Source organism: Mesorhizobium sp. AD1-1, assembly GCF_020164655.1.
Lineage (GTDB): Bacteria > Pseudomonadota > Alphaproteobacteria > Rhizobiales > Rhizobiaceae > Mesorhizobium > Mesorhizobium ciceri.
The window spans coordinates 54,228-67,860 of the sequence record NZ_JAIUGP010000017.1 but is presented as its reverse complement, the minus strand read 5'-3'; the positions used below and the strand labels follow the sequence as shown (position 1 = coordinate 67,860).

Annotated in this window: 9 protein-coding genes; 5 read left to right on the top strand and 4 right to left on the bottom strand. The window is 63.0% G+C overall.

Going from position 1 to position 13,633, the window contains the following annotated elements:
• Window positions 1-8 precede the first annotated feature (8 nt).
• Window positions 9-308: a putative quinol monooxygenase gene (locus tag LB519_RS26260; protein ID WP_224621547.1), complete on the bottom strand. Its 300-nt coding sequence runs from the start codon at window positions 306-308 to the stop codon at window positions 9-11.
• A 147-nt stretch (window positions 309-455) separates the two neighbouring features.
• On the opposite strand from LB519_RS26260, the gene flhA reads away from it, so the two are divergent.
• From flhA to LB519_RS26245, 3 genes are read left to right on the top strand one after another with little or no spacing between them, the layout of a single operon-like run.
• Entirely contained in the window at window positions 456-2,543 is a 2,088-nt protein-coding gene (gene flhA / locus LB519_RS26255) for a flagellar biosynthesis protein FlhA (RefSeq protein WP_224621546.1), read from the top strand.
• Window positions 2,540-3,292, top strand: a complete 753-nt coding sequence (gene fliR / locus LB519_RS26250; RefSeq protein WP_013529768.1) for a flagellar biosynthetic protein FliR — start codon at window positions 2,540-2,542, stop codon at window positions 3,290-3,292. Before flhA ends, fliR begins: the two co-directional genes overlap by 4 nt.
• A 2-nt stretch (window positions 3,293-3,294) precedes the next feature.
• Window positions 3,295-3,678 carry a hypothetical protein gene (locus LB519_RS26245; RefSeq protein ID WP_224621545.1) on the top strand — a complete coding sequence of 128 codons (384 nt, stop codon included), beginning with the start codon at window positions 3,295-3,297 and terminating at the stop codon, window positions 3,676-3,678.
• Between the two features lie 185 nt (window positions 3,679-3,863).
• Here LB519_RS26245 and LB519_RS26240 read toward each other — a convergent pair whose 3' ends face one another.
• Genes LB519_RS26240 through LB519_RS26230 form a run of 3 tightly spaced genes read right to left on the bottom strand, consistent with a single transcriptional unit; the run spans window position 3,864 to window position 7,047 of the window.
• Complete coding sequence (locus LB519_RS26240) at window positions 3,864-4,559, bottom strand: response regulator transcription factor (protein WP_013529766.1); 696 nt, start codon at window positions 4,557-4,559, stop codon at window positions 3,864-3,866.
• Window positions 4,556-6,088, bottom strand: coding sequence for a sensor histidine kinase (locus tag LB519_RS26235; protein WP_224621544.1), 1,533 nt, complete (start codon window positions 6,086-6,088; stop codon window positions 4,556-4,558). The genes LB519_RS26240 and LB519_RS26235 overlap by 4 nt, the downstream gene beginning before the upstream one ends.
• Before the next feature lie 26 nt (window positions 6,089-6,114).
• Window positions 6,115-7,047, bottom strand: coding sequence for a hypothetical protein (locus LB519_RS26230; protein WP_164766086.1), 933 nt, complete (start codon window positions 7,045-7,047; stop codon window positions 6,115-6,117).
• A 57-nt stretch (window positions 7,048-7,104) separates the two neighbouring features.
• On the opposite strand from LB519_RS26230, the gene LB519_RS26225 reads away from it, so the two are divergent.
• Both LB519_RS26225 and LB519_RS26220 read left to right on the top strand, forming a co-directional pair.
• The gene (locus tag LB519_RS26225; RefSeq protein ID WP_224621543.1) at window positions 7,105-12,120 is read left to right on the top strand and encodes an autotransporter domain-containing protein; all 5,016 of its coding nucleotides are present in this window, start codon (window positions 7,105-7,107) and stop codon (window positions 12,118-12,120) included.
• 422 nt (window positions 12,121-12,542) lie between these two features.
• On the top strand, window positions 12,543-13,628 hold the full coding sequence (locus LB519_RS26220; RefSeq protein ID WP_063168933.1) for an ABC transporter ATP-binding protein: 1,086 nt from the start codon (window positions 12,543-12,545) through the stop codon (window positions 13,626-13,628).
• The last annotated feature ends 5 nt before the right edge of the window (window positions 13,629-13,633 follow it).

Sequence of the window (13,633 nt, the reverse complement as noted above, 5' to 3'; positions counted from 1 at the left end):
TGGACCGTTCAGGTCGGCATGGGCTCGCCGGCTTCATAGAGCACGAGGTTGCGCTCGCCTATGCCAAGCGCCGGCCAGCTCGCACGCCAGTCCGCAATGTGCGGCGAGCGGAAATGCGCGTCGAGCGCTGCCCTGTCGCTCCAGACTTCCGTGACCCGGATGAGCCCGGCATCGAAAACATCCTGCGCATAGGAATATTCGAGACAGCCGGGCTCGGCGCGGCTGCCGGAAACCATGCGCTCCATCGCGGGCTTGGCTTCCTCAAATTTGTCTGGCGGCAAGCGGATGGTACCGATGATCAGAAGCATGAGGTTTGCCTTCTTTACGAGGCCGGCCGACACGGCGACCTGCGCATGATCGTTCGAACTAGCCAGTCTCCCACCCTCGCGCAAGCTTGGCGGACTACCCTCACAGGGCTGTCGCGCGCTCGGCAGTCTATGGGGTTTGGGGACGATATGGCGATCAGCGAAAGCATTCAGCCCGGCGCGGCCGCCAAGAACGGCCGCGACGTCTTCTTCGCCATCGGCATCGTCATCATACTTGCCGTGCTGTTCCTGCCGATCCCGGCCTTTCTCATCGATGTCGGCCTCGCCTTTTCGATCGCGCTTTCGGTGCTGATCCTGATGGTGGCGCTGTGGATCCAGCGGCCGCTCGATTTTTCGTCTTTTCCAACCGTGCTGCTCATCGCCACCATGCTGCGGCTGTCGCTCAACATCGCCACCACGCGCATGATCCTGGCGCATGGCAATGAGGGCACACATGCGGCCGGCTATGTCATCGCCGGCTTCTCCAAGCTGGTGATGGCCAGCGACTTCGTCATCGGCCTCATCGTTTTCATGATCCTGATCGTGGTGAACTTCATCGTCATCACCAAGGGCGCCACGCGTATCGCCGAGGTCGGCGCCCGCTTCACCCTCGACGCCATCCCCGGCAAGCAGATGTCGATCGACGCCGACCTCTCGGCCGGCATGATCGACGACAAGACCGCGCAGCTGCGCCGCCGCGAACTGGAAGAAGAAAGCTCCTTCTTCGGCTCGATGGACGGCGCCTCGAAGTTCGTGCGCGGCGACGCCATCGCCGGCCTCATCATCACCGCCATCAACATCGTCGGCGGCATCGCCATCGGCTACATCAGGCACGGCATGGGCATGGGCGAAGCCGCCGACGTGTTCATCAAGCTGTCGGTCGGCGACGGCCTCGTCACCCAGATCCCGGCGCTGATCGTGTCGCTCGCCGCCGGCCTGCTCGTCTCCAAGGGCGGCACCCGCGGCTCGACCAACCAGGCGGTGTTCGGCCAGCTCGGCGCCCACCCGCGCGCCCTCTATGTCGCGGCATCGCTGCTGGTGCTGCTCGGCCTGATGCCCGGCCTGCCGCTGTTCCCGTTCTTTGCGCTGGCCGCCGGCATGGCCGGCCTCGGCTACGTCATCCCGATGCGCGCCAACCGTGTCCTCGCCGAAGCCGAGGCGATCAAGGACCAGGAAAAGGCGACCAAGGTCGAGGAGGAGAAGAACTCGGTCAAGGCCTCGCTCGCCACCGCCGAGATCGAGCTTTTGATCGGCAAGCAGCTGTCGACAAGGCTGCTGACGTCGCATCAGGAACTGGTTTTCCGCATGGGCAAGATGCGCAAGAAATTCGCCACCCAGTACGGCTTCGTCGTGCCGGAAGTGCGTGTCGCCGACGATTTCGCCATCCCGCCGAAGAGCTACCAGATCAAGGTGCACGGCACCGTGGTGGCCGAATACCAGATGCGCGTCGGCGAGATCATGGTGCTGCTCGGCAATCGCGACATACCCGAGATACCGGGCGAGGAAATCCGCGAGCCGGCCTTCGGCATGCGCGCCTATTCGGTGGTCGAAGCCTTCGCCGAGGATCTGAAGCGCGAGAACTACACCTTCGCCGACAACATGTCGGTGCTGCTCACCCATCTCTCCGAGGTCATCCGCAACAACCTGCCGCAGCTTCTGTCCTACAAGGACATGAAGGCGCTGCTCGAACGCCAGGACCAGGAATACCGCAAGCTCGCCGACGAGATCTGCACCACGCACATCTCCTATCCCGGCCTGCAGGCGGTGCTGAAGCTGCTGCTCGCCGAGCGCGTCTCGATCCGCAATCTGCACCTGATCATCGAGGCGATCGCCGAGATCGCGCCGCATGTGCGCCGCACCGAGCAGATCGTCGAACATGTCCGCATCCGCATGGCCCAGCAGATTTGCGGCGACCTGTCCGAGGGCGGCGTGCTGAAGGTGCTTCGCCTCGGCAACCGCTGGGATCTCGCCTTCCACCAGAGCCTCAAGCGCGACGCCAAGGGTGAGGTGCGCGAGTTCGACATCGACCCGCGCCAGCTCGAGGAGTTCGGCCAGGACGCGACCAAGGCGATCAAGAAATATCTGGAAGCCGGCGAGCGTTTCGTCCTCGTCACCGCGCCCGACGCCCGCCCCTATGTGCGCATGATCATCGAGCGGCTGTTCACCACGCTGCCGGTGCTCAGCCACGTCGAAATCGCCAAGGGCGTCGAGATCAGGGTGCTCGGAACCATATCGTGAGCGTGCTGTCGCAAGGCGTCGTCATCGCGGCGTTCCTCGCCTTCTGCCGCATCGGCGCCTGTTTCATGCTGATGCCGGGCCTGTCCAGCGCCCGCGTCCCGGTCCAGGTCAGGTTGTTCGTGGCGGTCGCCGCCACCGGCGGCCTGCTCGCCTTCCTGTGGGACAAGATCTTTCCTTTCGTCGACCCGCGCCCGCAGATCCTGGTGCCGATGATCATCTCGGAACTTCTGGTCGGCGGCCTGATCGGCGCCATGACCAGGCTCTACATGGAAGCCCTGCGCTTCATGGGCTCGGCCATCGCCATGCTGGTCGGTTATGGCGGCACCGGCGGACCGGCGATCGAGGAGCCCGAACCCCAGGCAGCCCTTGCCGCCATCATCTCGTTCTCGGCGCTGTTGATGCTGTTCGTGTTCGATTTCGACCACGAGATAATACGCGCGCTGGTTTCCTCCTACACGGTCGCGCCGGTCAACATCTTCTTCAACCCGCAGGCAGCCCTCGTCGATGTCACCGACACGGTGTCGGACACCTTCTTCCTGGTCATCCGCCTCGGCAGCCCGTTCGTCGCCTATGCCATTCTCGTCAATCTGACGATCGGCTTCGTCAACAAGCTGACCCCGCAGATCCCGATCTATTTCATCTCCCAGCCCTTCATCATCGCCGGCGGCATGATCATCTTCTATTTCGCCGTCGGCACCATGCTGTCGCTGTTCGTCGACGGCTTCGTCGACCTGACGCTGGCGAGATGACCATGAGCACGCGCAAGGACCGCCTGAAGAAACTGGTCAAGGTGCAGGAACAGCTGAAGGCGCTGCACGAAACCCGCCACGCCACCTTCCTTGCCGCGGCCAGTGCCGCCGAGGCTGAAGCCAGGGAACTGGTCGGCCATTTCGACCAGGCCGATTCGCTTTCCGCCCTGTTCCCCGATCTCTACCACCGCCGCATCGCCCAAGCGGTCGTGCGCCAGGAGGCGAACCTGGCAAGCGCGAAGCAAGAAGCCGGCCTCATCGCCACCGCGACCGCCCGCACCAACATGGTTGAGCGTGCCTACAAGGACGTGCGCAACCGCGACGAGCGCGAACGCTCCGACCGCGAGCGGCTCGACATCATCGCGCAGAAGCAGGGCGAGGAGTAAGCTGAGGGTGTTCCGCTATGGGCCAACGGTGAGCGTCATTGACCAGGTTGCGAATGGCGGCAATCTCGGTCTTAGGGGCGGGCATGGTGGCTTCCTGAGAGCGGACATTGCAGGCTGCACATCGAGGTCCTGCCGCGCCATGACCAGTCGATGCTTCGGTCTGGAAGCAGCCGTTGAGCAGACGTTCATTGCACGGCGGCGGCCGCGGTGAAGATGTAGCCAACGCCATAGACGACCTTGATCGGCGCGGGCAAGCTGATGTGCTCCTCCAGTTTGCGGCGTAGCCGGCTGACGACTGCGTCGAGATGCCTGTTGTCGAAGTTCGACCTGGGACGGGCGACAAGCTCCACCAGATCCTCGCGCTGGCAGATTTCGCCGCTACGGTTGCAGAGCACGTTCATGAAGGCGAACTCGGCCGCCGTCAGTTTAAGCGAACGGTGATTGGGCGCGATCAGCATCCAGTTCGTGCCGTCCAGCACCCACCGATCGCTGCTGCCGTTGGCAGAGTCGGGCGGGGCTCCCGTCCGTCGCAGCAGGCTGCGAATTGCGGCGTCGATCTCGCGCAGCGTGCTGTGCTTGACCAGGTAGATGTCGGCGCCGCTCTCAAAGCCACGGATACGGTCGTCGCTGTCACCGAGCGCCGTCAGCATGATGATGCCGCAGGCATGTGATTTGCGGATTTCGGTTGCCAGATCGAACCCGTTCCCATCGGGCAGCCCGACATCGAGGATGATGACAGCGGGCGAGCTGCCGTTGGCCAGCGTCTGGCGCAATTCCCCTGCCGTGGCGACGCCTTCGGCCGTGAAGCCCGTCAGTTCCAGGAAATCCGCCAGATCCTTGCGCAGCCGGGGCTCGTCCTCGACGATCAGAATATGCGTCATGCGGTCAGTTCCTCGGGCGAAAGTCGATCCGTTGCCTCGCCTGCCAGAGGCAGGCTGACGATGGACGTAATGCCCTGGTCGTCGTTGGCGAGCAACTGCAGCTTGCCGCCGTGATAGGCCAGCAATTTGCGCGAAGAATAGAGGCCGAGACCGGTTCCGGTTACCGCCATCGTATTGGAGGCCCGGAAAAAGCGCCTGCCGATCTTGTGAAGCTCAGCCTGTGGAATGCCGATGCCACGGTCACGCACCCGAATGACCGCACTTCGACCTTCGCTGCGCACATCGATATCCACTGGCTGGTCCTCCGACGAATATTTGAGCGCATTGTCGATGAGGTTGATCAGGACCGTCGCCAGCATCTCGGGATCGGCGACAAGCGAAACGGCGTCGTCATCCGCCGTAAAGATCAGGCGCTCGCCGCGCCCGGTCATCCCGAAATGCAGCCGCACATCGGCAATAAGCAAACCGACGCGTATCATCTCCGGCTGAAACCCGCTGTCGCGATCATTGGCCATGAAGCGGTCGATCAGGGAAAACAGGCGATCGAGCGCCTCGCCAATGCCGGCAATCCGTTCTCGTGTCGCTTCGGGCGACTTGTGGCCGACAAGGCCGATCATGTCGGCCGCGTTGCGGATGATGGCGAGCGGGGTGCGAAACTCGTGGCTGACGACGCGCATGAAGTCCGCCTGCTCGTCGCGAAGCACACGTTCGGCCGCCAGGCTCGCGTTCAACCGGCTTTCCAGCCGTCGTCGTTCCCGTACCTCCCGCGACAGGGCGATATTTTTCTCCAGCAGCGCAGAGGACAGCCGCGAACTGACCATGAACAGCAGGCAGCCGAAAAAGGCGATCAGGAACAGCGCGCCCTGCAGCAGATACCAGGCGTTGCGGTCGGCCAGAACTGAGGCGCCTTGAAAATCGACCGGCAGCCGGTATTCGATGATGCTCTGGAGAACGCTAGCCGCGATATACTCGGCAAGCACACCGATCGTGATCCAGCGCAGGAGGGTTGGTTGCGTCCGGTCCCGCATCAGCCCAAGACACATCACCGACATCATCACGACCGTAAAGAAGGTCGATGCGTGAATGCGTATAGCAATGTCGCCTGGATCAATCGCGAGGGCGGCACTCCATGCGACAATTTGGAAAATCAGCAGTGAAATGCTGATCCAGGTATAGCGTGGCTGTCCCAGAAAGCGCGCCAGACCCTCGGCCAGCAACACCAGGCCTAGCTTGATGATCGTGTTGTGGAGCACGATGGCCCAGGCCGCCGGCTGCTCCCCACGCAGGAGAATCAGCAGCACCCCCGCCGCGATAGCGACGAAGCCGGCCGCAAGAAACTTCAACTCATAGAGGCGGCGCCACGCCAGCCACACAAACAACCAGGTGACGGCCTGCAGGCTTGCGGTTGCAAACGTAACAACCAGAACGGTCTTCAGATCAAGCATGGTCGAGTATTCGCACGGGGTTCCCCTGCCGCACCCCCCGATGCGCCAAATGTTGAATCTCGCAGGAGTTGTGCGGGGAGGCAAGCGCGATCCGCCCGTGCAAGAATTGGTCAGAATTCAATAGAATTGATCGGTGGAATTGTCGGGAGAGGACGTTTTATCATCGGCCGCGATCGTCTTGGTGGTTTCGCCGGGCGGATTGTGAGGAAGCAGTCGGGGCGATGTGCGTGGCGGACGCACGCGACCCGACGCAGCGGCAAGCGATGATTTTCGCGGGACGCCCGGCGATCGGGCCGGCCGCGGAATCGTTGCTTGCGGCACACGGGGGGAATTCCATGACAATTCGCGATCGTCGCTCGCTCATACGCCCGCTTGTACTTTTGTGCTCCACGGCGCTCGCGGGGTCGTTGCTGCTGCCAGTCATCCTGACGGCGCCGGCGCATGCACAGGCTCTTTATGGTGCGACCGGAGGCAGGGGCGGTGATGGTGACGTAGACAGCAACGGCGGCGATGGTGGCGATGCAGGTGACGCCGGCGTCGCGGGCAACGGTCCGGATGCAGGGACCGGTGGGGCGGCCGGCACGCAGGCCATTCCAGACGGTGGAAATGGTGACAATGGCGGCTCCGGTGGCGGTGGTGGTGGCGGCGGCGGCGGTGGTTACAGCAATATCATTGCTGGCGACATTTCCGCGCCCCTCAATGGTGGCAATGGAGGCTATGGCGGCGGCTTTTTGGACGGAGGCTATGGCGGCGGCGGCGCTGGTGGCGATGGCGTGCGTAATGAAGAGGTGAACCCGGCAATTTCCGTGACGGCTGATGTTCATGGCGGCGATGGCGGCGATGGCAATGGCAATGGCCCGTTTGCCGGCGGCGGCGGCGGCGGGGGCGGGGGCGCCGGCATGGTGCTTCTGAACAACGGCGCCATCACTGTTGAAAGCTCGGCCACCGTTGCTGGCGGAAACGGTGGCAATCCTGGCGCCAATTTCGGCGGTGGTGGTGGTGCGGGCATTGTTTTGAACGCCGGCGGCGACTTGACCAACCATGGCGATGTCCTCGGTGGCACGGGCGGGGCTTTAGCCACCGGCGGAACAGCCATTGTGATGGGAGATTCTGGCAGCATCGTCAACGACGGTCGCATTACCGGTGGCCGCGCCGGGGTTTCTGCATCCGCCGGTGCAGCGATCGACCTCAGAAATGGTGGGACGGTTTTTAACAGCGGAGTGATCATTGGCGGCGAGGGCAACGGTGGCCATGCCGGCGGCTCTAACGGCCCTGCTGGCGGAACCGGCAGTGGCGGCGCCCCCGGCTATATTCCCCTGACGCCCAGCAATGGAAACGGTGGTACCGGCATCGTTGGGGCCAATTTGGCGGTGCTTAACGTTGGGGAGATTACTGGGGGAGATTCTTTCTTTGGCCGGGCTAGCGCCATCACCTTCACCGGCGGCGTCAACACGCTTTCCCTGCGAAACGGCTCGATTATCACCGGCAATGTCGTGGTGGAGAGTGGCGCGACCGGCTCATTGATGCTCGGGGATTATGACACGCTGCCTTCCACACCGGCCTTCGATGTCTCGAAGCTCGTGAATACGGCCACCGTAGGCGCGAGTGACGAGTTCGTCGGCTTCACGAGCTTTAACAAGGCCGGGACGAATACCGTGACCCTGACCGGCACGGGTGCGCAGGACTGGACCATCGATCAAGGCACCTTGGTCGGCGACACCAACAGCTTCGGCGGCAATCTCACCTTCTCAGGCGTGAACACCGGCGCCGTCGTCTTCGACCAGGCGAGCGACGGTACCTATGCCGGGACCATTACCGGCCCCGGCCATTTCGGCAAGGCCGGCGCCGGTACGCTGACGCTGTCAGGCGACGCTTCCGACCTCGCGGGCAACCTGGGCGTCATGGGGGGCACGCTCGACATCGACACACAGCTCACCTCTTTTACCGGGATCATTGCTACTGACGGAACTGATCCGGACGAGTGGGCAACCGCAAGAGTTTCAGGGTCGGCCACCTGGACTGCCGACGTCCTTAGGGTCGGGGATTCCAATGGGGATTCCAAAGGGAAAGGGAGCTTGATCGTCGAGAATGGCGGTCAGGTTTTCAACGATTCGGGAGTTGTGGCGTATGGCGCGGGCAGCACTGGCTCCGCGGTGATTTCCGGAAATGATTCGGGTTGGACACTCGTTGATGCCATCGCAGTTGGTCTCTTTGGCAATGGATCGCTCAGCATTGAAAATGGCGGGCAGGTTTCCAGCGGCAACAACGCCATTGTTGGTTGGGATGCTCAAGCCACCGGAATTGTGAATATTACGGGCCCCGGGTCGGTTTGGACAGGCGACTCCATCATTGCCGTTGGCGTCTTGGGCAAGGGCACGCTGACTCTGTCGGAGGGCGGGCAGGTTTCGCTTGCCGGGGGTCCTGCTATCGTTGGGTTGGCGGCCCAGCCAGGATCATTCGGAACGCTCAACATCGGTGCGGCAAGTGGGGAAGTGGCGAAGGCCGCCGGCACGGTTGATGCGGCATCGATAGCTTTTGGCGCTGGCACAGGCACGGTTGTGTTCAATCATCTGGGAAATCCCGATGGGTCCGATCTGATTTTCACCCCTTCCCTGACCGGCTTGGGGACCATCCTCCATGAAAGCGGCACGACCGTTTTGGCCGCGGACAGTTCCAGCTTCACCGGTGCCACCACTGTTGCAGGCGGCACGCTTCTTGTCGGGAACCATGCCAGTGCCGGCTTCCTCGGTGGCACGATCAATGTCGAGGACGGCGCCACGCTCGGTGGCTCGGGCACGGTGGGCACGACGACGGTTGCCGATGGCGGGCATATCGCGCCAGGCAATTCGGTGGGTACGCTGACGGTTGCCGGAAATCTGGGCCTCTCTTCAGGGTCGATTCTCGATTACGAATTCGGCAATCCAGGCGGTTCAACCGGCTCTCCGGGGATAAGCGACCGCATCGGGGTGAGTGGCAATCTGACGCTCGACGGTACGCTCAATCTTGCGCAGAGCGGCGACGTGGCCGATGGCACGGCGGGCCTCGGCTATTACCGGCTGATGACCTATGGCGGCAGCCTTACCGACAACGGCCTGGAGATCGGCACGAAGCCGCCGCTCTCCGATCCGGCCGGCTATGAGATCCAGGCGGGCGGCGGCAATGTCGACCTCTTCATCGGAGCGGCCGGCGACGACACGCTGCAGCACTGGCAAGGCGGCGACGGGACCTGGAACACCACGAACGAAAAATGGCTGAACCAGGGCGGCGATACTCTCGTCTCCTGGGCAGGAAACCATGCGGTGTTCAAGAACGAACCGGGCGGCTTCGACGGCGGCACGATCGCCGTCGAAGGAGCGCAAAGCTTCAAGGGCCTGCAATTCGTCGACAGCGGCTACCGCCTGGAAGGTTCCGGCACGCTCGCGATAGATGGTTCCGACAGCGCCGATGGCAATGCCGAGATCCGCGTGCTGGCCGGCACGGCAGCCACCATCGCGACGACGATTACCGGCGCGGGCGGGGTCAGCAAGACGCAAGGCGGCACGCTCGTCCTGGAAGGCAGCAACAGCTATCAGGGCGGCACGCGGCTTCTGGGCGGGACTATTTCCGTTTCGTCCGATGCCAATCTCGGCGCTGCAAGCGGTGCCCTGACATTCGATGGCGGCACGCTGCGGAACACGGCGGCGTTCGCGACGGCGCGCAACGTCACCCTGGATGCCGGCGGTGGGACGTTCCAGACCGATGCCGACCTGACGGCGAACGGCGTCATCTCCGGGACCGGCGCGCTCACCAAGACCGGGGCCGGCGGGCTGGTGCTTTCGAGCGCCAACAGCTACGCCGGTGGGACGACGGTTTCGGCAGGATTCATCACCGCGGCGACGACAGGCGCGCTGGGCAGCGGACCGGTGAATGTCAAGGCCGGTGACCTCCGCTTCATCAATGATGCAAGCGCCGAGAGCCTCGACATCGTCATGGAAACAAACGCAACGATGCGCTTCGATGGCAGTGCGTCGGCGGGAACGGCGACGATCGTCACTACCCAAAGCCGCATCAACTTCAACGACGAAACATCGGCCGGTGCGGCTTCGATCACCGGCAATGGTAGCAGGACGTCCTTCAACGGCAATTCGAGCGCCGCCAATGCCACGATTGGCGTTACAATCCAAGGAACGCTCGACTTCTACGACACCGCGTCTGCCGGCAGCGCCGCCATCACTAACAAGGGCGGCTTCGTTGGCTTCCATGGCGCCAACACCGCGGATGGCGCCACGATCATCAACGATACCGGGGGAAAGGTCGACATCTCCGAAATGACGTCGGACGGTATCGCGATTGGCTCGCTTTCGGGCGATGGTCTCGTCTTTCTCGGCTCGAAGTCGCTGACGCTTGGCGGATTGGATAAGAACGACACGATCGGCGGCGTCATCCAGGATGGCAGCACTGACATCGGAGGGAGCCTCGTCAAGACCGGCGCCGGCACGCTGACGCTGAACGGCGTCAGCACCTATACCGGTCTGACCACCATCGGCGGCGGCAAGCTCGTTGTCGGCGACGGCAGCCATTCCGGGGCAAGCATTGCTGGCGCCATTGCGGTTGCAGCCGGCGGCACGCTCGGCGGTTCGGGAACGGTGGGTACGACCACGATCGCTTCTGGCGGCACGATTACGCCGGGCAATTCGATCGGCACGCTGAATGTGTCAGGCGATTACACGCAGGAGATAGGCTCGACCTACGAAGTCGAGATCAATCCGGCCGGCAATTCCGACCTGATCGACGTGACGGGCAAAGCCACCATCCAGGGTGGCACCGTCTTCGCGCTCAAGGCGCCGGGCGGCTACAGTGCCGGAACCCGCTACACGATCCTGAGCGCGGATCAAGGCGTGACCGGCACCTATGATGCGTTCGACCAGAACGCCCCGTTTGTCGACCTGGCACTCGCCTATGACGCCAGTAATATCTATCTCGACGTTGCCCGCAATGACGTGTCGTTCTGCGACGTGGCCGGCACCCGCAACCAGTGTGCCACCGCCAATGGCGCCGAAAGCGCCGGGCCGGGCAACCCGATCTACGATGCAATCGCCGGCCTTCCGGACGACGAAACCGCACGCGAAGCCTTCGATGCGTTATCTGGCGAGATCCATGCGTCCGCCAAATCCACGCTGATCGAGGACAGCCATTTTGTCCGCGATGCCATCAATGACCGCCTGCGTGCGGCCTTCGAGGGAGTAGGTATCCCGGCAACGCCGGTGCTGGCCTATGGCGAAGGCGGTCCGATGCTGGCGCCTGCCACCACCGATCGCTTTGCCGCCTGGGGCACGGCTTTCGGGTCATGGGGCACCTTCGACGGCGACGGCAATGCCGCAGGCCTCGATACCTCCACCGGCGGCTTTCTTACCGGCGTCGACGGCCTTGTCGCGGAGGATGTGCGGCTTGGCATCATGACTGGCTACAGCCACACGAGCTTCGATGCCGACGGCCGATCCTCGTCAGGCTCGAGCGACAATTATCATCTCGGCCTTTATGGTGGCACGCAGCGGGGCGCTCTCGCCTTCCGCTCCGGGCTTGCCTATACGTGGCATGACATGAAGACATCGCGCTCGGTGGCCATGCCCGGCTTTGCCGACAGCCTGAGCGGCGACTACAACGCTGGCACCTTCCAGGCGTTCGGGGAACTCGGCTATCGCATCGATACGCCAGTCGCGGCCTTCGAGCCTTTTGCCAACCTCGCTTATGTCAACCTGCATACGGACGGCTTCACGGAAAAGGGCGGTGCGGCGGCATTGACCAGTGCAAGCCAGACCACCGACGCCACCTTCACCACGCTTGGTCTCAGAGCCTCCGCCGGCTTCACGCTCGGCGCCATCAATGCCACAGCGCGCGGCATGCTGGGCTGGCGCCATGCCTATGGCGACGTCATACCGACCAGCACACATGCCTTCTCTGCCGGTGATGCCTTCACGATCGCTGGCGTGCCGATCGCCAAGGACAGTGCCGCCATCGAAGCGGGGTTCGATCTCAACCTGACCGATGCCGCAACCCTCAGCGTCGCCTACCAGGGTCAGTTCGGCTCCGGCGTCCAGCAGAACGGCTTCAATGCAAAACTCAACGTGGAATTCTAATCAAGCGGGAAGGATCGTTCCGGAATGACTGCCCCTGACGGAAAAGGGGCTATTCAATCCGCTTGTCGCATCGCCCAGGCGGTCGTACGCCAGGAAGCGAACCTCGCGAGCGCCAGGCAGGAAGCCAGCCTTATCGCCGCCGGTCGGAGCGAGCCTACAAGGACGTGCGCAACTGTGATGAACGCGAACGCTGCGACCGCAGGTGCCGGACTTGATCGCGCAGAAGCGGACGCAGGAGCAGCTGGGAGGATTGTGTGGCGCGAAGCGGACCCTCCCAAGGTTCGGCTTTCCCCTAAACGCTTTACAGCCCGGTTTGGTAGCGCTACCGTTTCGGCCTAGCGTGAGCCTGGGAGGAGCCAGGGCTGTCGCTAGCGGAAGCGTTGTTCCTTCGACGACGTCGCAGGAATTTGTTGGGAGGATCGATGGCGTCTGTCGCAATTGGCGAAGTCTACAAATCATTCGGCGCTGTCGAGATCCTGCACGGGGTCAGCGTGAACATCGAGGACGGCGAGTTCGTCACTCTGGTCGGACCATCGGGCTGCGGAAAATCAACCCTTCTCAGAATGATCGCCGGCCTGGAAAAGATTTCACGCGGCCAGATCGCGATTGGCGAACGTGTCGTCAACAACGTTGCGCCCAAGGAGCGCGACGTCGCCATGGTCTTCCAGAACTATGCGCTCTACCCACACATGACCGTTGCCGAGAACATGGCGTTCTCGCTGATGCTCAAAGGAGTTTCCAAGCCGGAGAGCGATGCAGGCGTGCGCCGCGCGGCCGAAATCCTTGGGCTGGTGCCGTTGCTGGCGCGCTATCCTCGGCAGCTTTCCGGCGGCCAGCGCCAGCGCGTCGCCATGGGCCGCGCGATCGTGCGTGATCCGGCGGTCTTTCTCTTCGACGAACCGCTGTCCAATCTCGACGCCAAACTCAGGGTGCAGATGCGCGCCGAGATCAAGGAACTGCACCAGCGCCTCAAGACCACGACAGTCTACGTCACGCACGACCAGATCGAGGCCATGACCATGGCTGACAAGATCGTGGTCATGCATGACGGCATCGTCGAGCAGATAGGGCCGCCGCTGGAACTCTATGACCGGCCGAACAATCTTTTTGTCGCCAGCTTCATCGGCTCGCCGGCCATGAATTTGCTGAGGGGCGAGATCGCTATTGACGGCTCACCCTCGTTCCGCGGCGCCGGGGGGATTTCAGTCCCGTTGGCCTCGGCACTTTCCATCCCCAATGGCGAGCCTGTGGTGCTGGGAATAAGGCCCGAGCATTTGCGGCTGTCCGACGACCGGGGCATTCCGGTCACCGTCGCGGTGGTTGAACCAACCGGGTCCGAAGTGCAGCTCATCGGCCGGACAGCCGGCGGCGAAGAGATCGTCGCGAATTTCCGGGAACGACATTCCTTCACGCCGGGCGAAACCATCCGGCTTACGGCCGAGCCCGGCCTCATCCATCTCTTTCACGGAGAAACCGGACAGAGGTTCCAAACACGTACCGATCAGTAGGACCA